The sequence below is a fragment of the Burkholderia sp. BCC1999 genome, from assembly GCF_905339975.1.
GTDB lineage: Bacteria > Pseudomonadota > Gammaproteobacteria > Burkholderiales > Burkholderiaceae > Burkholderia.
Genome location: NZ_CAJPHP010000028.1, coordinates 44,544 through 65,015 on the forward strand (window position 1 = coordinate 44,544; position 20,472 = coordinate 65,015).

At 67.2% G+C, this 20,472-nt stretch carries 18 protein-coding genes; 5 read left to right on the plus strand and 13 right to left on the minus strand.

The window, feature by feature from the left end; genetic code table 11:
- Positions 1-72: 72 nt before the first annotated feature.
- Both U5809_RS30400 and U5809_RS30405 read right to left on the minus strand, forming a co-directional pair.
- The gene (locus tag U5809_RS30400) at positions 73-1,395 is read right to left on the minus strand and encodes an ATP-binding protein (protein ID WP_322089226.1); all 1,323 of its coding nucleotides are present in this window, start codon (positions 1,393-1,395) and stop codon (positions 73-75) included.
- Positions 1,392-2,132, minus strand: coding sequence for a response regulator (locus tag U5809_RS30405; RefSeq protein ID WP_322089227.1), 741 nt, complete (start codon positions 2,130-2,132; stop codon positions 1,392-1,394). Before U5809_RS30405 ends, U5809_RS30400 begins: the two co-directional genes overlap by 4 nt.
- Before the next feature lie 225 nt (positions 2,133-2,357).
- On the opposite strand from U5809_RS30405, the gene U5809_RS30410 reads away from it, so the two are divergent.
- Entirely contained in the window at positions 2,358-2,939 is a 582-nt protein-coding gene (locus U5809_RS30410; protein WP_322089228.1) for a thioredoxin family protein, read from the plus strand.
- Positions 2,940-2,995: 56 nt separating this feature from the next.
- Here the strand turns inward: U5809_RS30410 and U5809_RS30415 are convergent, their stop codons facing one another.
- Entirely contained in the window at positions 2,996-3,634 is a 639-nt protein-coding gene (locus tag U5809_RS30415; protein ID WP_322089229.1) for an FMN-binding negative transcriptional regulator, read from the minus strand.
- A gap of 123 nt (positions 3,635-3,757) precedes the next feature.
- On the opposite strand from U5809_RS30415, the gene U5809_RS30420 reads away from it, so the two are divergent.
- A complete protein-coding gene (locus U5809_RS30420) occupies positions 3,758-5,293 on the plus strand; it encodes a PLP-dependent aminotransferase family protein (protein ID WP_322089230.1) in 1,536 nt (511 codons plus the stop codon).
- A gap of 97 nt (positions 5,294-5,390) precedes the next feature.
- Positions 5,391-7,622 (plus strand): penicillin-binding protein 1A, encoded by a 2,232-nt coding sequence (locus U5809_RS30425; protein WP_322089231.1) that lies wholly within the window; start codon positions 5,391-5,393, stop codon positions 7,620-7,622.
- A gap of 34 nt (positions 7,623-7,656) precedes the next feature.
- Here U5809_RS30425 and U5809_RS30430 read toward each other — a convergent pair whose 3' ends face one another.
- The 3 genes from U5809_RS30430 to U5809_RS30440 all read right to left on the minus strand — a co-directional run bounded on the left by U5809_RS30430 (position 7,657) and on the right by U5809_RS30440 (position 9,460).
- On the minus strand, positions 7,657-7,842 hold the full coding sequence (locus U5809_RS30430; protein ID WP_322089232.1) for a hypothetical protein: 186 nt from the start codon (positions 7,840-7,842) through the stop codon (positions 7,657-7,659).
- Between the two features lie 200 nt (positions 7,843-8,042).
- Positions 8,043-8,933, minus strand: a complete 891-nt coding sequence (locus U5809_RS30435; RefSeq protein WP_322089233.1) for a hypothetical protein — start codon at positions 8,931-8,933, stop codon at positions 8,043-8,045.
- Positions 8,858-9,460 carry a hypothetical protein gene (locus tag U5809_RS30440; RefSeq protein WP_322089234.1) on the minus strand — a complete coding sequence of 201 codons (603 nt, stop codon included), beginning with the start codon at positions 9,458-9,460 and terminating at the stop codon, positions 8,858-8,860. Before U5809_RS30440 ends, U5809_RS30435 begins: the two co-directional genes overlap by 76 nt.
- Before the next feature lie 99 nt (positions 9,461-9,559).
- On the opposite strand from U5809_RS30440, the gene U5809_RS30445 reads away from it, so the two are divergent.
- Entirely contained in the window at positions 9,560-10,012 is a 453-nt protein-coding gene (locus U5809_RS30445; protein WP_322089235.1) for a nuclear transport factor 2 family protein, read from the plus strand.
- Positions 10,013-10,042: 30 nt separating this feature from the next.
- Here the strand turns inward: U5809_RS30445 and add are convergent, their stop codons facing one another.
- On the minus strand, positions 10,043-11,143 hold the full coding sequence (add, locus tag U5809_RS30450) for an adenosine deaminase (RefSeq protein WP_322089236.1): 1,101 nt from the start codon (positions 11,141-11,143) through the stop codon (positions 10,043-10,045).
- Between the two features lie 46 nt (positions 11,144-11,189).
- Positions 11,190-12,539 carry an NCS2 family permease gene (locus U5809_RS30455; protein ID WP_282508517.1) on the minus strand — a complete coding sequence of 450 codons (1,350 nt, stop codon included), beginning with the start codon at positions 12,537-12,539 and terminating at the stop codon, positions 11,190-11,192.
- A gap of 94 nt (positions 12,540-12,633) precedes the next feature.
- Between U5809_RS30455 and U5809_RS30460 the strand changes: the two genes are divergently transcribed.
- Positions 12,634-13,545, plus strand: a complete 912-nt coding sequence (locus U5809_RS30460) for a LysR family transcriptional regulator (protein WP_282508516.1) — start codon at positions 12,634-12,636, stop codon at positions 13,543-13,545.
- A 34-nt stretch (positions 13,546-13,579) separates the two neighbouring features.
- Here U5809_RS30460 and U5809_RS30465 read toward each other — a convergent pair whose 3' ends face one another.
- The 5 genes from U5809_RS30465 to U5809_RS30485 all read right to left on the minus strand — a co-directional run bounded on the left by U5809_RS30465 (position 13,580) and on the right by U5809_RS30485 (position 19,759).
- Complete coding sequence (locus U5809_RS30465; protein ID WP_322089237.1) at positions 13,580-14,635, minus strand: nucleoside hydrolase; 1,056 nt, start codon at positions 14,633-14,635, stop codon at positions 13,580-13,582.
- 10 nt (positions 14,636-14,645) lie between these two features.
- A complete protein-coding gene (locus U5809_RS30470; RefSeq protein WP_282508514.1) occupies positions 14,646-15,758 on the minus strand; it encodes a porin in 1,113 nt (370 codons plus the stop codon).
- A 161-nt stretch (positions 15,759-15,919) separates the two neighbouring features.
- Positions 15,920-17,203 (minus strand): hypothetical protein, encoded by a 1,284-nt coding sequence (locus tag U5809_RS30475; RefSeq protein WP_322089238.1) that lies wholly within the window; start codon positions 17,201-17,203, stop codon positions 15,920-15,922.
- 386 nt (positions 17,204-17,589) lie between these two features.
- A complete protein-coding gene (locus U5809_RS30480; protein ID WP_322089239.1) occupies positions 17,590-19,017 on the minus strand; it encodes an MFS transporter in 1,428 nt (475 codons plus the stop codon).
- Between the two features lie 166 nt (positions 19,018-19,183).
- Positions 19,184-19,759, minus strand: coding sequence for an imm11 family protein (locus U5809_RS30485; RefSeq protein ID WP_322089240.1), 576 nt, complete (start codon positions 19,757-19,759; stop codon positions 19,184-19,186).
- Positions 19,760-20,472 lie beyond the last annotated feature (713 nt).

Here is a 20,472-nt window from a genome sequence, read left to right on the forward strand (position 1 = left end):
CGGCGTCGCCGTCAGTCTTGGCGTTGGCTTCGGCACGCACCTGAAACCGCGACGCTCACGCGCCGCGCCGCCTCACCCCGCATTCCTCAGCGTGAGCCTCGCTTCGAGCCCGCCGCCGTCGGGCCGGTTGGTCAACGTCAGCGTGCCGCCCATCGCGAGCGCGAGTTGCCGCGCGATCGCCAGGCCGAGCCCGGTGCCGCCCGTGTCGCGGTTGCGCGACGTCTCCACACGCCGGAACGGCTCGAACACCGCGTCGAGCTGATCGGCCGGAATGCCGGGCCCGCGGTCGAGCACGGCAATCACCGCGCCGCCGTCCGGCACGGCCTGCACGTCGATCTCGGCCGCGCCCGCGAACTTCAGCGCGTTGTCGACGAGGTTGCCGACGATGCGGCGCAGCGCCTTCGGCCGCGTGACGAGCGCGAGCGGCGCGCGGCTGTGCAGTGCGACGTCCTGCCCCGCATCCGTGTAGTCGCACACGATGCTGTCGAGCAGCGCGTCGAGATCGATGCGGCGCGCGGCTTCCTCGGTGCCGTGCAGCGTCCGCGCGTACGCGACGCCCTCCTTCACCAGATGTTCCATCTCGATCAGGTCCTGGCGCAGCTTCGCACCCTGCGTGTCGTCGTCCATCACGTCGACGCGCAGCCGCATCCGCGTGATCGGCGTCTGCAGGTCGTGCGAGATCGACGCGAGGATCTGCATGCGTTCGGCCATGTACTGCGCGATACGGTCCTGCATCGCGTTGAACGCCCGTGCGGCACGCGCGACTTCCGACGGCCCGCCTTCGTTCAGCCGCTCGCCCTTCAGGTCGGGGCCGAGCGCGTCGGCGGCCTGCGCGAGCTGCTTGAGCGGCCGCGTCGCGAGCCGCACCGCGAGCCAGCAGCACGCGGCCAGCACCGCGAGCTGCAGCGCGAGCACGACCGGCAGCCAGCCCGACAGCGGCACCGTCGACATCGGATGGATGTCGATCGTCAGCGGCGATCCGTCGGTCAGCCGCAGATGCACCTGCAGATGTTCGCGGTCGCCGGGGATCGCGTTCGCGGTCAGCGGGTAGTCGCCGCCGATGCCGTCCGAGATCGAGCGCTCGACGCGCGCCGACAGCCGCGCTTCCGGCGGCGTGCCGGTCTCGCCGGGCCCGAGGATGAACGCATAGCTGCGCCGCGCGAGACGCGGCAGCCACGCGGCGCGCTCGGCCGGCGGCAGGTGATCGAGCAGCGCGACCGAGCTCGCGACCTCGCGCTCGATGTAGCCCATCATCAGGTTGGTGGTCGCCTGGTCGCGCTCGGTCACTGTGAGCCAGAACGACAGCGTCTGCGCGAGCGCGAGACCCACGCACAGGATCAGTGCGAGCCGCGCGAACAGCGAGCGCGGCCAGTGCCACAGAGTGCGCGCGCTCATGGCGTACCGTCGACGGCGGTCACGGCCGACGAGAACACGTAGCCCTCGTTGCGCAGCGTCTTGATGTAGCGCGGTTCACGCGCACCGTCGCGCAGGCGCTGGCGCAGCCGGCTCACGAGCAGGTCGATCGATCGGTCGAACGGATCGGACTGCCGCCCCTGCGTGAGGTTGAGCAACTGGTCGCGCGTCAGCACGCGTTGCGGGTTGTCGAGGAACACGCGCAGCAGCCGGTATTCGGCACCGCTCAGCGCGACCAGCGTGCCTTCGGCGTCGAGCAGGTGGCGCCCGGTCGTGTCGAGCCGCCATTCGCCGAACGCGAGCATCTCGGCCGATTCCGTCACCTGCATGCCGGGCGGCAGCATGCGCGCACGGCGCAGCACCGAGCGGATCCGCGCGAGCAGCTCGCGCACCGCGAACGGCTTGGCCAGGTAGTCGTCGGCCCCCATCTCGAGGCCGATGATGCGGTCGGTTTCCTCGCCGCGGGCGGTCAGCATCAGCACGGGCACCGCGCGGAACTTGCCGGCGCGCAGGTCGCGGCACAGCGTGAGGCCGTCCTCGCCCGGCATCATCAGGTCGAGCACGATCAGGTCGGGCGCACCGTCGTCCAGCACGTTGCGCATCTCGCGGCCGTTCGCGGCCAGCGACACGCGCATGCCGTTCTTTTCCAGGTAGTCCGCGATCAGTTCGCGAATCGCGCGATCGTCGTCGACGATCAGCACGTGGTCGATCTTGTCCATGAATCGTTGTCGGTGTCGTGGTTCGGGCTGGCGATGTCCGCTGTTATACCGCAAGGCAGGCACGCGTTTGTATCCCAATGTATCTCGCCGCCGTGACGACACACAACATTGCACACGCGCGGCTGGCCGGACACATCGCAGATACGTCGGCGCCGCCTAATGGGGCCTGACGAAACCCGTCCGGCCGCGCCCCCGAGCAGCGGCCCCACCGATCAGGAGAACGCCATGCTGCCCCGACTCAAGACCGCCGCCATCGTCATCGCCCTCGCCGCCACGGCCGGGCTCGCCGCCTTCGCCGGCACCCGCGACGACGCGGGCATGCCGACGTCGCTGGCCGGCACGCCGGCGCCCGATTTCACCGGCATCGACCGCTGGCACAACAGCGCGCCGCTGACGCTCGGCCAGTTGCACGGCAAGGTCGTGCTCGTCGATTTCTGGACGTACTCGTGCATCAACTGCATTCATACGATTCCGTACGTGAAGGAATGGGACCGCAAGTATCGCGACCAGGGGCTCGTGGTGGTCGGCGTGCATACGCCCGAATATCCGTTCGAGCGCGATGCGGGCAACGTCGCCGATGCGATCAAGCGCTTCGGCATTCAGTATCCGGTCGCGCAGGACAACCGTTACGACACGTGGCGCGCGTACGGGAACCAGTACTGGCCCGCACTGTACCTGATCGATGCGAACGGCAAGGTCGTCTATACGCGCTACGGCGAAGGCGGGTACGACAAGACCGAGGCCGCGATTCGTGGCGCGCTCGCGCAGGCGGGCACACCGGCGAAGGATGCGACACGCACGCAGTGATCCGTGCGACGTGCGGGCGCGGCACGCGCCTGCACGCGCATCGTGCCCTCACTCGCTTACTCGCGCTTCGCGTCGGCCGCCGCGAGCATCGCTTCGCCGATCGCGAGGTTGCCGTCCGCGACCAACGCTTCGCCGGCGCCCCGGATATCGGCCTCGGCCTTGTTCTGCCCGAGCTTGCGCTTGCCGACGAGCCGCGTGATCTCGATCTGCAGCCCGACGATCGACTGCAGCATCGTGTCGATGTAGTCCTTCGGCGCGTCGCCCATCTTCCACGGCACCGGCTGCGACGCCTCGTGCGTGCGCGTCAGCCGCGCAACCACGCCGCGCACGAACTTCTCGTCGTCACGCACCGTGATGCGGCCGTGCGCATGCACGACCACGTAGTTCCACGTCGGCACCTGCCGGTGCTCGACGTGCTTGCTCGGATACCAGGTCGGCGAGATGTACGCGTCGCCGGCGCGGAGGATCACGAGCACCTCGTCACCGTTCGCGACGTCCTGCCAGACCGGATTCGCGCGGGCGACGTGCGCATGCAGTTCGCCGAGCCCGCCGTCGTCGGGCAGCAATTCGAACGGAATGTGGTTCGCGTCGAGCCCGCTCTTGCCGTGCGTGATCAGGCTGCCGAACGGATGCTGGACGATCAGCTCGCGCAGCGCGTCGGGATTGGGCTCGTTGAAATCGGCGGGGACGTACATGTCGGCTCCACGGTCGTACGGAGTTGGAAATGGCGCGGGCGCGAGCCCGTCATGCGGCGATTGTGATCCCAAACTGGTTTATGCTGTAGAGCCGGTTTGAAACATTCTCAGCAGACCAGAATCATGGCAAGAACGGCCCGGATCGTCGAAATCCCGTCGCTCGGCGCGCTCGACCGCGCGGCCGGCGACCTGAGCCGCCAGCTCGCGCAGGCGCTGCGCGACGCCGTGCGCCGCGGCGACGTCCAGCCCGGCGACACGCTGCCGTCCACCCGGCTGCTCGCCACCTCGCTGCAGGTTGCACGCGGTACCGTCGTCGACGCGTATGCGCAGCTCATCGCCGAAGGCTTTCTCGAATCGCGCGGCGGCGCGGGCACGCGGGTCGCGAACGCGCTCGCCGAACCGCCGCCCGGCAACGAACCGGCACCGCCGGCACCGCGCCAGCGCCCCGCACACGCCGGCCTGCCCGAGCCCGCCGCCACCTTCGCACGGATCGCCCGCGAATTCAGCCCGTTGCCGGCCATGCCGTTCGCGATCTCGGTGCCGATCGGCCTCACCGCGCCCGACGACATCTGGCGCCGGCTCGGCAACCGCCTGCGCGCCCGCGGCGCCGGCGCGCCGTCCGGCTATGCCGATCCGCAAGGCGCGCTGCCGCTGCGCGAAGCGATCGCCGACTATGTGCGCCGGTCACGCTCGGTGCGCTGCGATGCCGGTCAGGTCGTGATCACGAGCGGCACGCAGCAGGGGCTGCATCTCGCGAGTCAGATACTGCTCGGCGACAACGACCGCGCATGGGTCGAGAATCCCGCCTATCGCGGCATCACCGCATTGCTCGAAAGCACCGGGCGACGCGATGCGATGGTGCGCGTGCCGGTCGACGCCGACGGCCTCGACGTCGACGCCGGCATGCGGCTCGCGCCGGACGCGCGCGCCGCGTTCGTCACGCCGTCGCACCAGTACCCGCTCGGCATGCCGCTGAGCATGGCCCGGCGCAACGCGCTGCTCGCGTGGGCGCGCACGCATCGCGCCTGGGTCGTCGAGGACGACTACGACAGCGAGCTGCGCTACGAAGGTTATCCGTTCCCGTCGCTGCAGGGGCTCGACCCCGATCGCGTGATCTACCTCGGCACGTTCAGCAAGATCCTGTTTCCGTCGCTGCGGCTCGGCTACGTGATCGCGCCCGACGATCTCGTGCCCGCGTTCTGCGGCGCGCGCGTGCTGATGGATCGCCACGCGCCGACCGCCGATCAGCACGTGCTGGCCGCATTCATCGCGGAAGGCCATCTCGACCGCCACATCCGCCGCGTGCGCGGCGTGTATGCGGAACAGCGCGCGCTGCTGATCGACACGCTCGGCGCACGGCTCCCGCGCGAACGCGCGTGGGTACAGCCGGGCGACCAGGGGATGCACGTCGTGCTGTGGCTCGCGGAAGACATCGACGATCTCGACGTGGTCGCGCGCGCCGCGCAGGCCGGCGTCGCGGTGCGCGCGGTGTCGCCGATGTTCGCGCCCGGCACGGCCCGCCCGGGCCTGGTGCTCGGCTTCGGCGGGTTCGGCCGCGCGCAGATGGAGGCGGCCGCGCAGCGGCTCGCGGACGTGGTTTCGTCAGTGGAATCGCGGCCACGCGCGTCGCAAAAGGTTGTCGGCAGGCAACAAACGTAATCGTCTGTAAATCCTGCAAGCAAACGGCCGTTTTAGCCGGGGCCGCACCTGTGTCGTTTGCTAGGATCGCGCCTCTTCCATCCGCGCTCCTGCCGCCTTGAACCGCTTCGTGCCGTTTCTCCGAGACGCGTGGCTCCGTTGCCGCGCCCGCGTCGCACCGTTCGCCGCCGCCTGCGGCGCGCGCATCCGCGCGCTGTGCGCCGGCGTGCTGCACCGCCTGCGTCACCCGACGCGACGCGGCGTCGCGCTGACGCTCGCCGCGATTCCGGCGCTGGGTCTGCTGGTGCTGATCGCGTTCGTCCCGTTCACGCCGAGCATCGGCGACATCCGCAAGGCGCGCATCGACCGCCCCGCGCGCGTGCTGTCCGCCGATGGCCAGCTGATCGCCGAATTCCGGCCCGTCAATCGCGAATGGGTGCCGCTCAAGCAGATCTCGCCGCATATGGTCGACGCGCTGATCGCGACCGAGGACCACCGCTTCTACTCGCATCACGGCATCGACTGGCGCCGCACGCTCGCGGCCGGCCTGCACACGTTCTCGGGCGAACGTCAGGGCGGCTCGACGATCACGCAGCAGCTCGCACGCAACCTGTATCCGGACGAAGTCGGCCGTTCGCTGACGCTCACGCGCAAGGTGAAGGAGCTGATCACCGCCTTCAAGATCGAGTCGGTGTACAGCAAGAACGAGATTCTCGAGACCTACCTGAACACCGTCCCGTTCCTGTACAACGCGTACGGCGTCGAAATGGCCGCGCGTACCTACTTCGGCAAGTCGGCCGACCAGCTCGACATCGTCGAAAGCGCAACGCTCGTCGGGATGCTGAAGGGCAACAGCTACTACAACCCGGTGCTCAATCCGGAACGCGCGGTCCAGCGGCGCAACATCGTGCTCGACCGGATGGCGCAGATGGGCATGCTCACGCCGAAGCAGCTCGCGAAACTGCAACGCCAGCCGCTGCGCGTCGACTTCGAACCGCAGACCGCGCAGCAGGGCCCGGCTCCGCACTTCGCGGTGCAGCTGCGCAAGTGGCTGATCGCCTGGGCCGACCGCAACAACTACGACCTCTATTCCGACGGCCTCGTCGTGCGCACGACGCTCGATGCGCAACTGCAGGACATGGCGACCCAGGCGCTGACGCAGCAAACCGATCGCCTGCAGGCGGTCGCGGACAGCGCATGGCGCGGCCCGTCCGGCTGCGGGCTGCGCAACGACCTGTTCCGCGGCTTCATCCGCCAGACGCCCGACTATCGCCAGGCCCGCGACGCGGGGCTCGCCGATGTGCCGGCGCTGAAGCAGCTCGGTGCGAAACGCGAGTTCATGCGCGCGCTGTGCGAGCGCAAGACGCAGGTGCAGGCCGGCTTCGTCGCGATCGATCCGCGCAACGGCGCGATCCGCGCATGGGTCGGCAGCCCAGACTTCGGCAGCGAGCCGTTCGATCACGTCGCGCAGGCGCGGCGTCAGCCGGGTTCGACGTTCAAGCCGTTCGTCTATGGCGCCGCGTTCGCGGACGGCATGCAGCCGGGCGATACGTTCGTCGATCGCCCCGTCGCGATCCCGATCGGCACGCACGCCGTGTGGCGCCCGACCGATGCCGAGGCGCCCACCGGTGCGCCGATGACGTTGCGCGACGCGCTCGCGCTGTCGCGTAACCGCATCACCGCGCAGGTGATGCAGCGCGAAGGCGCGGCCAGGGTCGCGCAGCTCGCGCGCGCGATGGGCGTGCGCGAAAGCCCGCTCGACGCGGTACCGTCGCTCGCGCTCGGCACGAGCCCCGTCACGCTGAAGGAAATGGTGTCCGCGTACGGGACGATCGCGAATCGTGGCGTGTACGTCGCGCCGCAGATGATCACGCGCATCGAGGATCGCGACGGCAAGGTGCTCGCCGCATTCAACAGCGCCCCGCCCGAACGCGCGTTGCCGGTGGCCGCCGCCCAGACGCTGGTCGACGTGATGCGCGGCGTCGTCGATTACGGGACCGGCGCGGACATCCGCTGGCGCTACGGGATCCGCACCGACGTCGCGGGCAAGACCGGCACGACGCAGGACAACACGGACGGCTGGTTCATCCTGATGCATCCGCAACTGGTGGCCGGCGCGTGGGTCGGCTTCGACGACGGCAGCGTGACGCTGCGCAGCGACTACTGGGGCGCGGGCGCGCATAGCGCGTTGCCGATCGTCGGGTCGTTCTACGATGCGGCGCTGCGTACGCGCGCGATCGATCCGCGTGCGCAGTTCTCGCCCGACTTCCGTCCGCGCAGCGCACCGGCGCCGGCGCCGAAACGGCGTCCGCACCCCGGCTTGTTCGACTGGCTGAGAATGTTCCGCTGAGCGTGCGGCCGGCGGATCACGCCGGCTGCACGTGTCATCGACGCGACGTCGATGCGCGCCCGTCCGCGTACAACCAGACGGGCATGCCGTCGTCGCGCAATGCCGCAACCGGTTCGCCGCTGCTCCAGTTGCGCGCGATCGCGACGCGGCGCACGAACCACGGCATCAGCGGCGTGCGCGCCGCATTGCCGTCGAACAACGCATCGTCGCCGATTCGCATGTAACGCGCGGGGTGCCGCTCAGCGCCACTGCTGCGGAAAGCGATTGTTGGATTCCGCGAACTCGATCGTTCGCGCGTCGCCGCCGTCACCGGCCTGGAGATAGCGCCAGGATCGATTTCCCATCGGAAGGGTCGCCCTCGTGGTCGTGTCGTCGTGTCGTCGTGTCGTCGTGCGTCGCGGTAAGCCGGGGCGGGTGCCTTCAGCGCGCCGCAGCCGCCTTCAACAGCCGCAGGATCTCCGGATCGTCGCCCGCATCGGCCAGCACCTTCGCGGTCGGCTTTACGCCGACACCCAACAGCCGCCGCACGCCCTCGACATGATGCTCGATCACCTCGCCGTGAAGCAGCGTGTCGCTCTGCAGCACCACCGGGTTCGTATCCTTCACGAGCAGCGCGAACACCGCCGCCGACACGGGCGGGTTCAACGCGTCGGACAACGCGGCGTCGGCGAGATGGTACGGATTGTTGTCGTGGATCTGCCAGCTCAGTGCGCCGCTCGCGTGCAGCTTGCCGAGCGCGGCAAGCGCGTCCGCTTCCGGCAACTTCACGAGCTCGGCGACGAGGTCGCTCGCCTGCTCCTCGCGGCCGTCGCGCAACGTGTCGGGCGGCGGCAGGTTCGGCACCAGCAGATCCCGCACGAGCGCCTGCCGGCGTGCTCGGTCCGGTGACGCCTTGGCACCGTCGTCCGAACGGTTGTGCCGCAGCAACTGGCCGGCCACACGCCAGCGATCGTCGCTGCCATGCTCGTCGCGCGGCACCTGGTGTGCGTGCAGCATCACGTCGAGCCAGCGCCACATCGCATCGACCGTCTTCGCGTCGCTCGACGACAGCCCGTCGCCGACGATTTCGTCGAGCGTCTGCCCGCACACGAATGCGCGCTGCTGCACCGGGTCGAGACCGGCGAAGTAGGTGTGCACGCGGTCCGACAGTCCGTCGAAGTCGGCCTGGCTCATGTCGGGCGCATGGTAGCCGGGGCACGGCCCCGCGCCGGCGACCTCGCGGCCCCGTACCGCCTTCACCGCGGCCGGCGGCGAATCGCCGCTGCGCGCGACCGGATACAGCTCGATGCCGTCGACCTGGAAGCCCTGCACATGCGCAGCAGGACGCCCGTGGTCGAATGTTTCGTCGTGAAGTTGCTGCCCGTGATCGACGTGACCTGATACGGCGCGCCGATCGGCATCTTGATCAACTCCCCGCCCGGCACGTCGAGCACACAGGCGCCCGGCGGCGCCTTGTCAGGGCCGTCGGTTTCCAGTTCGGCCTCGTGCGTCGGTGCCGTTTCGACACTCCATCGGCCGGCGTCGCGCCCGCGCAGCACGATCTCGCCGCCCACTTTCTCGACGCGCAGGGTCGCGGGCTTGCCGGCGGCCGGCGCGTAATCGCCGAGCAGCGCATCGCAGGCACTGCCGGCTCGCGCGGACAACGAGACGAACAACATCAGACAGAAAACAGGAATGCGCACGGCGGGCCTCTCAGGATTCGAATTGTTGTCGGAATGCCGGCGCGGGCGCGCACGGCGGCAGCGACACGACCGGGCGCTGCCGGACGCCAATATAGCGAACGCGACCGATGTATGCCAGCCTGCAAGGCGGCATGTCGCGCAACGCGTGCGCGGCATCGTGCCTGGACGATGCGCCGCCTTAGTCCACCTGGACGAAGCGGCCCGGCCACGCACCGCGCACCATCGCCGTCATCGTCCATCGATACCGGAGGCCGCATGACCGCAAGCGCTGTCGCAATCGCGAACCTGCTGTACCGCTACGCGGAATTGCTCGATGGCGGCGACCTGCCGGGCGTCGCCGAGCTGTTCCGGCACGCCCGCATCAAGACGAAGGAAGGTGCGCCGACGATCGGCGCGGATGAATTGCTCGCGCTGTTCAGCGCGAGCGTGAAGCGCTACCCGTGCGGCACACCGCGCACGAAGCATGTCGTCACGAATCCGATCATCGAGATCGACGAAACCGCGCATCGCGCGACAGTGCGCTCGTACTACACGGTGCTGCAGGCCGTCGCGGGATTCCCGCTGCAACCGATCGCGGCAGGCCGCTATCACGACGCATTCGAGCGTGTCGACGGCGTATGGCGTTTTTCATTTCGCGACTACACGCTGTTCGATTTCGCGGGCGACCTGCGCTACCACCTGAACCTGAACGAACCGCCGGCCGGTTGAAGCACCGGCCGGCGGCCAACACGGTCGCGCTCAGCCCGTCGCGAGCGTGGCGGCCAGCGCATCGAACTCCGGCGCCCATGCCGCACGCCACGCAGCCTTCGTTGCATCGTCGACCCATGCGCCGTCGATCCCGTTCAGCATGAACTGCTTCAGGTCGGCCACGGTGAAGCCGAAATGGCTGAACATCAGCTCCCACGCTTCGCTCGGATTGACCTTGTGCAGCGTAGGATCGTCGGTGTTCGGATGGATCTTCAGCCCGAGGCCCGGCATCTTGCGCATCGGATGCAGTTCCGCCCATTGCTCCGGCGGCAGCGTGCGCAGGTAGTAGGAATTCGTCGGCACGACGGTGAAGACGATCCCGCGCTCCGCATAGCGTGCGCACAGCTCGGGGTTGTCGACGATCGTATAGCCGTGATCGACGCGATCGACCTGCAGCAGATCGACGGCCGTCTCGACGTTGCGCCACGGCATCCCGAACTCGCCCGCGTGTGCGGTCGTGCGAAAGCCTGCCGCGCGCGCGTTGCGGTACGCCTTCCAGAACAGTTCCGGCGGCCGGTCGTTCTCGCGATAGTCGATGCCGAGCCCCGCCACTTCGTCCGCACGATTCGCCTTCATCCATTCGACGATCGCCACCGCTTCGTCGGGATCCTGCTCGCGGTCGATGCTCGGAATCAGGCGCGCGCCGATCCCGAAATCGCGCGCGGCATCGCGGATCGCCGTCACGATCGCCGCCTGCGCATCGGCATACGCGATGCCCGATACATGAACCGTGCCGGTCGGATTCCAGAAGAACTCTGCATGCCGAACGTTGTGTGCGGCCGCATCTTCCAGATACTCGTATGCGATCCGCCGCATGTCGTCGGGCTGCGTGAGCAGATATTTGTCAAGCGCGCGCAGCACGTGCAGCACGCCGACCGGCTTCTCGCCGCGCGCATAGAACGCGTCGATCTCCGCGCGCTCGATCGGCGCGCCGCTGCGCTCCGCGAGTGCGACGAACGTGTCGTGCCGCACTGCGCCTAGCAGGTGGCAATGCAGCTCGACCTTCGGCAGCGCGTGGAAGAAGGCCCGATGGGCCGGCGTGATCTCGATGCCCGTGCGCGCGGCCGGGACGTTGCCTGGTGTTCCCTTCATTTCAGTCTCTTTTTCGGTAGTGCCATTGCGTCGTGAAAGCCGTCTCTCAGTGCGGCTTCACGACGGTCCAGAAGTAATAGCCGAGCGGAATCGCGAGCACGACGAGCCCCCACGACACGTCGCGCCAGCGGCCGGCCAGCAGCTTGACGAGCACGTAGCACAGCAGCCCGCCCGCGATGCCGGTGCCGAAGCTGTTCGACATCAGCGTGAGCAGCACCATCGACATCACGGGCAGCGCATCGGTGAAGTCGTCGAAATGCGTGTGGCGGATCGTCGCGAACATCGACAGCCCGATCAGGATCAGCGCCGGTGCGGTCGCCTCCTTCGGGATCGCGAGCGCGACCGGCACGAACAGCAGCATCGCGGCGAACAGCACGGCCGCGGCCAGCGACGACAGCCCGCTGCGGCCACCGGCCTCGACGCCTGCCGCCGATTCGATCAGCGCGGTCAGCGCGGGGATGCCGAACACGGGCCCGATCGTCGCAGCGAGCGAATCGACGAGGAACGGCCGGTTGATGTTCGGCAGGTTGCCCTGTTCGTCGAGCAGGTTCGCCTTCGCGCCGACCGCGAGCGCGGTGCCGAGTGTCGAGAAGAATTCCGCCGCGAAGAACGCGAACAAGTACGGCGCGGCCGCGAGGCTCAGCGCGCTGCCGATGTCGAGCTTGAACGCGATCGGCGCGATGCTGTGCGGCAGCGACACGAACGACGCGGGCAAATGCGTGACGCCGAGCGGCACGCCGGCCGCGGCCGCGACGAGGATCGCGATCAGGATCGCGCCTGGCACCTTGCGTGCCTGCAGCAGGATCGCGACCGCGAGGCCGATCAGCGCGACGAGCGCACCCGGCCGCGAGAAGTCGCCGAGCGCGAACGCGTTGGTCTTCGCGTTCGCGACGACCATCCCCGCATTGCGCAGCCCGAGCATCGTGACGAACAGGCCGATCGACGCACCGAGCCCGAGCTTGATCTGCACCGGAATCAGCTTCATCACGACGCCGCGCGCACCGAGGATCGTCAGCAGGAAGAACAGCACGCCCGACACGCATGCGATGCCGAGGCCGGTCTGCCAGCCCACATGCTCCGTCGTCGCGAGCGTCACGCCGATGATCACCGAGCCGCCGATGCCGGGGCCGACGAGGAACGGCAGGTTCGCGTAGAGCCCCATCAGCGTCGTGAACAGCACGAACACGATGATCGTCGCGGTCGTCGCCGCCCCGCGCTCCATGCCGCCCGTCGCGAGCAGCGACGGGATCACGACGAGCAGGTACGCAGCCGCGAGGAAAGACGTGACGCCCGCGATCGTCTCGGTGCGCACGCTCGTGCCGCGCGCGGCGAGCGCGAAGCGGCGTTCGAGCCAGTTGGCCGGCGCTCGCGCCGGGATCGTGTCAGTCGCTGACATGGTGGTTCTCCTGTGATTCCGAATATTGTCGTGTGTCGATTCCTGCAGCGCGGTCTTATACTGCCGCGTACCGCATCCCGACCGTTATTGCCCGATGTCGTCCGATCGCTCGTCGCTGCTGCCCGCGCTCACGCTGCGGCAGGTCCAGCACTTCGTCGTACTCGCCCACGCACGCAGCTTCACGCAGGCCGCGCAGGCGCTGTCGCTCACGCAGCCCGCGCTCACCGCGTCGATCCGCCAGATCGAGTTCCTGCTCGGCGGGCGCCTGTTCGCACGTTCCGCGCACCGGCTCACGCTCACCACCGCGGGCGAAGCCGTGCTGCCGCTCGCCGAACGCCTGCTCAACCAGGCGCGCGGCACCTTCGACGACATGACGCGGCTCATCGGCGAACGCATCCAGACCGTGCGCATCGCGTTCATCCCGTCGGTCGCGGGCCGCCTGCTGCCCGCGCTCAACGCACTGCGCGGCACGCACCCGACGCTGCGCTTCACGCTCACCGACCTGCCGAACAGCGCGCTCGTCGAAGCCGTGCGCGACAGCGTCGCGGATCTCGGCATCGGCGTGCGCGAGCCGGACAGCGACGACGGCACGCTGCGCTACCAGCAGCTGTTCGAGGACGAGATCGTGATCGTCGTGCGGCACGACGACCCGCTCGCCCGCGCGAAGAGCGTCACGTGGGCGAAGCTCGTCGATCGCGAGCTCGCGGTGTTCGTGCGCGGCAGCGTCAGCGAATCGCTGCATCGCACCGGCGGCGCCGAGAAGCTGCGCCTGAACGTCACGTACCGGATGGAATACACCGAGCCGCTCTACGCGCTTGCGCGCAACGGCCTCGCGACCGCCGTGCTGCCGAGCCTCTACACGATGCATCTGCACGATCCCGAACTCGTCGCGCTGCGCGTCGACAAACCGCGCGTCACGCGCGCGATCTCGCTGATCTCGCTCGCCGCCGACGATCGCGGCCCGCACGTACGCGCGTGCCGCGAGTGGATTGCGAAGCACATCTGATGCCGTTCGCCGTTCGCCGCGTGACTGCCCGTGCTCAGGGCAGCTTCGCGATCCGCTCGACGAGCATCGCGTAGAAGCGGTCCGCGTCGACCTCGTTGATCCACGTCGCGTTCGCCGCACGGCCGCTGCGCCCGTTCCAGTCGACGATCGTCTCGCCGAGCGTCCACTGCCCGGTCGTCTCGACCACCACGTTCACCTTGCGCCCGCGGAACAACGTCGGATCGACGAGATAACCGACGGCCGTCGGGTCGTACATCGGCGCGTCTTCTACGCCGCGCCGTTTCTTGTTGTAGGCGAGCTCGGCATCCATGATGTCCGCGACGATCGCGCCGCAGCGGTTGCCGAGCGCGCGGAACGGCGCGACGCGCGCCGGCGTGATCGGCGCCTTCACCGCGACGTCGCGCGGCAGCACGACGATCGGCACGCCACTGCCGAACACGACTTCGGCTGCCTGCGGATCGACGTAGATGTTGAACTCGGCGGCCGGCGTGATGTTGCCGCGCTCGAAGAACGCACCGCCCATCAGCACGATTTCACGGAGCGCGCCGCGAATCTGCGGCGCTTCCACCAGCGCGGTCGCGATGTTCGTCAATGGACCGAGCGCGCACAGCGTCACGCTGCCCGGCGCCGCGCGGCTCAGCGTATCGACAAGGTACGACACCGCATGGCCTGCCGCGAGCGGCGCGCGCGGCTCGTGCAGTTCGACGCCTTCGAGCCCCGTCTTGCCATGCACGTTCGCGGCCGTCACGAGATCGCGCACGAGCGGGCGCGGGCAGCCTGCATGGACCGGCAGCGTCTTCGTGCGGCCGGCCCAGTCGCGGATGATGCGCGCATTGCGTTCGGTCAGGTCGAGCGGCACGTTGCCCGCGACGGCCGTCAGCGCGCGCACGTCGAGCCGGTCCTGCGCGCCCAGCGCGAGCAGGATCGCGATGGCGTCGTCCTGCCCTGGGTCGGTATCGATGATCACCGTGCGGCGCGCGGCGGCGTCGCCGCCGGCCGCGAACGCGCCCGCTTCGGGCAGCAGCGCGGTGCCGGCCAGCGCGGCGGACAGCTTCAGGAAGGTGCGGCGGGATGCGATCGGATGGGTCATGGTCGGGCCGTCAGAAAACATGCCGGACGCCGAGCGTCGCCATCATCTGGCGCGTGCTGGTCGAGCGTGCGTACGCGAAGATCTGCGCATGGTCCGCGTCGCCGGCCGCCTGCTGCGCGATCACCGTCAGCGCGACGTCGGTGCGTTTCGACAGGAAGTAATCGGCCTGCAGGTTCACCTGGTGCCATTTCGGACGCTTGTCGATCACGTCGTACTTGCCGTTCGTGAACGCATACGCGGCGCCGAGGAAGAGCTGCGGCGTCATCGTGTAGACGACGTTCACGCCGAGGTTCTGCAGGTGCAGGTGCGAATTGTCGAGGTAATCGTAGCGCACGTCGGTGAACATCGCGGCAAACTGCGCGCGGCCGATCGTGTAGAAGCCGCCCGTGCCCGCGATCCGCTGCCGGCTTGCATACGCCGCCGGCGTCATCGCGCTCTTGCTGAAGATCAGCAGCGGCGACGCATAGTCGTTCGCGATCGCGCCGTCCTGGTTCGTCGCGCTGTACGGATGGTTGTACTGCGCGTACACCGCGCTCCAGCGCAGCGGGCCCTGCTCGTAGCCGAGCCCGAAGCTGTACGCGCTGTTGTTCGCGAAGCCCGTCGCATTGCTGAAGCCGTACAGCGCGGTGAATTTCAGGCCATAGTAGACGGGGCTCACGTACTTCACCGAGTTCTGCACGCGGATGTCGTTGTAGCCGTTGTCGTTGTCGCCGATGTTCACGCCGTTGCTCGCGATGATCACGGGCCCGATGTAGTCGTGGATCGCGTCGTACTGGCGGCCGAACGTCAGCGAGCCGTAGGTGCGGTCGGCAAGGCCCACGTAGGCCATGCGCCCGAATTCACGGCCGTTCTGTGCGGCCGTGCCCGTCATCACGTTGAAGCCGTTCTCGAGCTGGAAGATCGCGGACAGCCCCTGCCCGAGATCCTCCTTGCCCTTCAGGCCCCAGCGCGGGTTCTGGTTCGTGCCGGACAGCGCCTGCCAGGCGTTCTTGCCGCCCTGGTTGGTCGCGAACCCGACGCCAGCCGAGATGAGACCGTACAGCGTGATGCTGCTTTGCGCACAGGCATGGGTCGCGAAGGCGCCGAGCATCGCGAGCGGAGCGAGCTTGTAGAGAGTTTTCATGCGGGTCGTGTGATCGGTGGTGGTCCAGGCGCGGCAGGGTTCCGCGAAACTGGACTCGACTATACGAACCCGGCTCGGATAATAAAAGTTTGCTTTTCTTATGTATCAATAAAACGGATTTATTCTCATTCTTGCGCCTCCTACCCTCGACGGAGCGGCGGTCAGTCCGCCGTGTCGCCGCTCTTCGGCACTTTCGACCACGCCTTGCGTCCCGGCATCGGCGTCCAGGCCGGGCGGGTCTTGCGTGCGCTGTCGATCACGACCAGGTAGCGGCCCGCGATCGGCGTGATGTCGCGGTCGCGCCGCAGCACCCACAGCGACTTGCCGGCCTCGACGCGCGCCTGATAGTCGTCGTCGAGCAGGCCGTGGCGGTCGAAGAACTCGTTCAGCGACGCGGGAATCCGCACGCAGCCCTTAGAGTGCCGGATGCCGAGCAGCGATTCGAGCCGGTCGGGGTCGGTCGCGTGCATCTGGAAGCGCATCGGCGACACGCCGCCCTTGCCCCAGCCACGTTCGCCGTCCACCCAGCCGAAGTCGTAGATGCGCATGTCGCGGCGGCCATAGCCGCGAATGCCATTCTCGTTCGTCGTGCCTTCCGCGCGGAAATCCATGTTGTCGGGCGAGTGATGGAACACGCCGAGCGGCGTCAGGAAGTGGTCGTACTTGCCGGGCAGCCCGGTGCCGACTGGTGACGCGCCGATCATCAGCCATGCGTTGGCCGGCGTTGCGCGAAAGTAGATGAAGAGCGCCTGTACGTTCGGTGCGCGATCGACCATCGCGACGTACTCGCCGGCGAGGTCGCCGAGATCCGCATCGGCAAGCGCCTTCTGGAGCCGCTCGCCGTAGGCGCGCTGTTCGCCCGCGGGCACGTTCAGGCGGCGGGTGACTTCCTGCGTGAAGCGCTTGCGCATGTCGACCGCACGCGCCGTCGCGTTCTTCGCTTCGTCGGCCGATAGCGGCGGATGCCGGCGTGGCGGGGTCGGTGCAGGCGCTTCCGCCTCGCTGGCTGCGCCGGCGGATGCGGCCGACGCAGGTTCCGCGGCGGACGCAGCCGATGCGCCCGATGCCGCGCTGGCGGACGCCGCATGATTCGCGGCGGACGCGGACTGTGCGGCCGATGCGCCTGACGACGCACGCGCGGAAGAAGCCGGATGCACATGAGAAGCCGCCGACGCGGGCGACGTCACTGATGAGGATGACGTATCAACTGGTGGCGGTACGTCCGACGCGGCAAAGGCAGGCCGCCCGGCAAGAACGGAAATCGGCAACGCGGCCGCGAGCCACACGTACACGGCAGCGGCGCGGGCAAGACGGTGCGGCTTCGCAAATGGCCGCTTCGGGCTGGAAAGCATCATACGTTCGAAGCCATCGGCCGATCCGGCCGCCGCATGGTGCTGTTGCGGGCGGCGCATCTTCCGCGCGAGCCATCGACACGTCCGGCGCATCGCGTGCGCCCGGCGCCGACGCCTCTTCGCGGCGGAGCCGTTCGCTGATGCAACGCGTGCGGTCCGATGGCGGCTAATGAGTCGTCAGGCCCTTCATTTTACGCGCCGGCGCAGGAATCGGCAGAGGCAAAAGGCATGGTTTTCGCCAGATTTGCGCTTCGTCACGGTTTGTTTCAACTCGTTGCCGTTTGCGGCTTCGTTGCGTGTAAGGCTTGTGGGTTGGACGGTTCGTTGCGTGGGCACGGGTAGCCCGTGCGTTCGAAGCGAACCGATTTCCCGGTGTTATTGATTCGCATGCCAAATCATTGTGGCGACGCGAGGTGTCCATTGAAACCGCATCGCACGCATGCCGCACGAACGATGCGGCACGCGTGCGCGACTGCCGGCTACTTCGAAATGGTTTCGAGCGCGATGCCCTTCGTGCGCGGGCCCATGAACCCGATCGCGGCCATCACGATCACCATCGCGCCTGCGATGAACGCGAACACGCCGAACGTGCCAAAGCCGCGCAGCACGGCCGCGATCACGAACGACGAGAAGATCGCGGAGAAGCGGCTCCACGAATAGACGAACCCGACGGCCCGTGCGCGGATCGACGTCGGGAACAGCTCGGCCTGATACGCGTGGAAGCTGTACGACATGATGTTGCTCGCGAGCGTGAGGCCGATACCGAGCACGATCAGGAATGCGCCCACCGTCGTCTGGCTGAACAGCAGCCCGCAGACGACGATCGCCGCCGCCATCGCGACGATCACCGACTTGCGCTCGAATCGATCGGCGATCACGAGGCCGATCAGCGGGCCGATCGGCGCCGCGAGCGCGATCACGCTCGAGTACATCAGGCTCGATGTGATCGTGATGCCCTGCTTGATCAGCAGCGTCGGGACCCAGTTCGCGAAACCGTAGAAACCGACCGTCTGGAACACGTTGAAGATCGTCATCATGATCGTGCGACTGCGATACGGCGGCACCCACATGTCGCGGAAGCGGCCGCGCGGCGGCACGGGCTCGGCCGGTGCGGGCGGCGGCAGCGGCCGGCCGTACTCGGCTTCGACTTTCGCCTCGAGCGCGCGCATGATGCGGTCCGCCTCATCGACGCGCCCCTGCTGCGCAAGCCAGCGCGGGCTCTCCGGCAGTTCGCGACGGATCCACCACACGAACAGCGCACCGTGCGCGCCGATCAGCACGACCCAGCGCCAGCCGTCGAGGCCGAGCGGTGCGTGCGGCACGAGCAGGTACGCAAGGAACGCCACCACCGGCACCGCGACGAACCCGACCGCCTGCTCGCACGCGAACGCGCGGCCGCGGATCTGCTTCGGCACGAGTTCGGAGATGTACGTGCCGATCGTCACCATCTCGACGCCAAGGCCGAGACCGACGACGAAGCGCCAGAAGTTCAGCCCGGCGGCGGTGTCCTGGAACGCCATCACGACGTTGGCGGCCGTGTACCACAGCAGCGACCACGTGAAGATCGCGCGGCGGCCGAAGCGGTCGGCGAGAAAGCCGCATGCGATCGTGCCGATAAAGAGCCCGGAGAACAGCGCGGCGATGAAACTCGCAACGCCCGTGGTGCCGAACAGGCCATGCGTCGTCGCCGACAGGATGCCGCTTTTCACGAGGCCGGGCGCGACGTAGCCGCTGTAGAGCAGGTCGTAGAGTTCGAAGAAGAAACCGAGGCTCAGCAGGACGACGAGTTTCCAGACGCTGCGGGTCGGCGGCAGGCGGTCGAGGCGGGCCGAGATGGAGCCGGGGTCGATTGCCGCGGGGCGAGCGGCGCCTGCTGCAGCGAGCGGGTCGGGCTGGGTGGATGCCATGGTGGCGAGTCTCCGGATTCTTGATTGTCCTTGGCGCCAGCAGAGGGGGCTGGCGAGCGGCTTCGCGCATTTTAGCGAGGCGAGGGCCTGAGCACATCAATCGGTTGATGCGCGGGTGCGTGCCAACCGTCTTCGGTGCGGCTCAACGAGCGGCGGACCCTTGCCATCAGCCGGCTGATGGGATACCTGTAGTGAACCTGACGCCATTCTTCGTGGCGTGCAGTACAGCATCTGCCAGTTGATCTCCGACGATGATGTATGTCGGTGAGTCGTATTGACGGCCAACGCCATTGGCCGGGAACTCGAGGCGCAAGATCATCTTGTTGAAACCGACCTTGACGTCAGGAAATCCCGGAATTTTCACCATGACCGGCTCGGAAGCGTCGTGATCGACCACGTCAACTTTCCTCGTCGGGTTGAGAAGGAAGTAGGTGTCATCAGCCACGTCTCCACGCGATTCAATCACAGCCGGGATAAATTGGACATCACCATCATTCGCCAGTCCTTCGATCGCTGCACGCACCGCTTCATTTACGAGTGGAATCAGGATGTTTGACCAGATGACGCCGTAGTCTCGAATCCTCGGCGACCCTTTTTGGGGAAGCTCGAACAACAACGGAGTGGGATTTACGAAGCGCTTTGCCGCTTGCAACTCGAAACGATCCATCCCGCTCTTTGCCTCGTCGTAGACTGCCATCAGGCTTTCCGGATAGTCCGCTTCGGTGGTCCATATTTTTGTCATGCTTTCTCGCCCTGTTCCGGTGCGCCCATACCGCCCAACCCCACCATTGCTATCGAATCCCAGTGCCACACCTCACGGCATCTGATTCACACGGAACGATCCAATACCTTGTCGACAGGAGCGCTTAATGAATGAACCGCAATGACACACCGAAACCTCATGAATTTCGCGCATATTCATACTCGCCAATACGCTCGACGAAACGATCATAGACGATGCTTAGATGGAGCCAACCGGGCAGCCGCACTTACCATCCCCAGCAAAAACAGAGCATCCCATACGAAAACCCTGGACTAATCCACACCAAAATCAGATAAATTCAATTTTACAGGAGACAATATAAAAGAGAGTCCATCCCGATTTTGCTTGACTTGCCAAACAACTAAACCGTGCGACCAGGAATCCCCTACCACACGAAGAAAGTCATCCACCCCAATTGCCAGAATACGGCCTAACGCAAAGGAAGGAAGCCACATAAGCTCGATACGTCCCTATCCATTCCAGCCATGTCTGGAAAATTGCTCGCCCGCGCTTTTCTCATACGCACGCCAGTCATCCACGAAGTCACTTGCTGGAAGACAAAAATTCAGATTATCTACCCACTCATAGATGTAGCAAAATAACTTCTGCATATCGTCGGAGTGGTATCGAATTACGTTAGCCTTGCTTACGGCGCGATCCATATCGGGAACCAAAGAATTGACATATCTACA

Excerpts from the sequence above, each read along its gene's own strand:
- U5809_RS30400 (WP_322089226.1), bottom strand. The coding sequence starts at position 1,395 with ATGAGCGCGCGCACTCTGTGGCACTGGCCGCGCTCGCTGTTCGCGCGG.
- U5809_RS30405 (WP_322089227.1), bottom strand. The coding sequence starts at position 2,132 with ATGGACAAGATCGACCACGTGCTGATCGTCGACGACGATCGCGCGATT.
- U5809_RS30410 (WP_322089228.1), top strand. The coding sequence starts at position 2,358 with ATGCTGCCCCGACTCAAGACCGCCGCCATCGTCATCGCCCTCGCCGCC.
- U5809_RS30415 (WP_322089229.1), bottom strand. The coding sequence starts at position 3,634 with ATGTACGTCCCCGCCGATTTCAACGAGCCCAATCCCGACGCGCTGCGC.
- U5809_RS30420 (WP_322089230.1), top strand. The coding sequence starts at position 3,758 with ATGGCAAGAACGGCCCGGATCGTCGAAATCCCGTCGCTCGGCGCGCTC.
- U5809_RS30430 (WP_322089232.1), bottom strand. The coding sequence starts at position 7,842 with ATGCGAATCGGCGACGATGCGTTGTTCGACGGCAATGCGGCGCGCACG.
- U5809_RS30440 (WP_322089234.1), bottom strand. The coding sequence starts at position 9,460 with ATGCCGCGCACGCGTTGCGCGACATGCCGCCTTGCAGGCTGGCATACA.
- U5809_RS30445 (WP_322089235.1), top strand. The coding sequence starts at position 9,560 with ATGACCGCAAGCGCTGTCGCAATCGCGAACCTGCTGTACCGCTACGCG.
- add (WP_322089236.1), bottom strand. The coding sequence starts at position 11,143 with ATGAAGGGAACACCAGGCAACGTCCCGGCCGCGCGCACGGGCATCGAG.
- U5809_RS30455 (WP_282508517.1), bottom strand. The coding sequence starts at position 12,539 with ATGTCAGCGACTGACACGATCCCGGCGCGAGCGCCGGCCAACTGGCTC.
- U5809_RS30460 (WP_282508516.1), top strand. The coding sequence starts at position 12,634 with ATGTCGTCCGATCGCTCGTCGCTGCTGCCCGCGCTCACGCTGCGGCAG.
- U5809_RS30465 (WP_322089237.1), bottom strand. The coding sequence starts at position 14,635 with ATGACCCATCCGATCGCATCCCGCCGCACCTTCCTGAAGCTGTCCGCC.
- U5809_RS30470 (WP_282508514.1), bottom strand. The coding sequence starts at position 15,758 with ATGAAAACTCTCTACAAGCTCGCTCCGCTCGCGATGCTCGGCGCCTTC.
- U5809_RS30475 (WP_322089238.1), bottom strand. The coding sequence starts at position 17,203 with ATGCGCCGGACGTGTCGATGGCTCGCGCGGAAGATGCGCCGCCCGCAA.
- U5809_RS30480 (WP_322089239.1), bottom strand. The coding sequence starts at position 19,017 with ATGGCATCCACCCAGCCCGACCCGCTCGCTGCAGCAGGCGCCGCTCGC.
- U5809_RS30485 (WP_322089240.1), bottom strand. The coding sequence starts at position 19,759 with ATGACAAAAATATGGACCACCGAAGCGGACTATCCGGAAAGCCTGATG.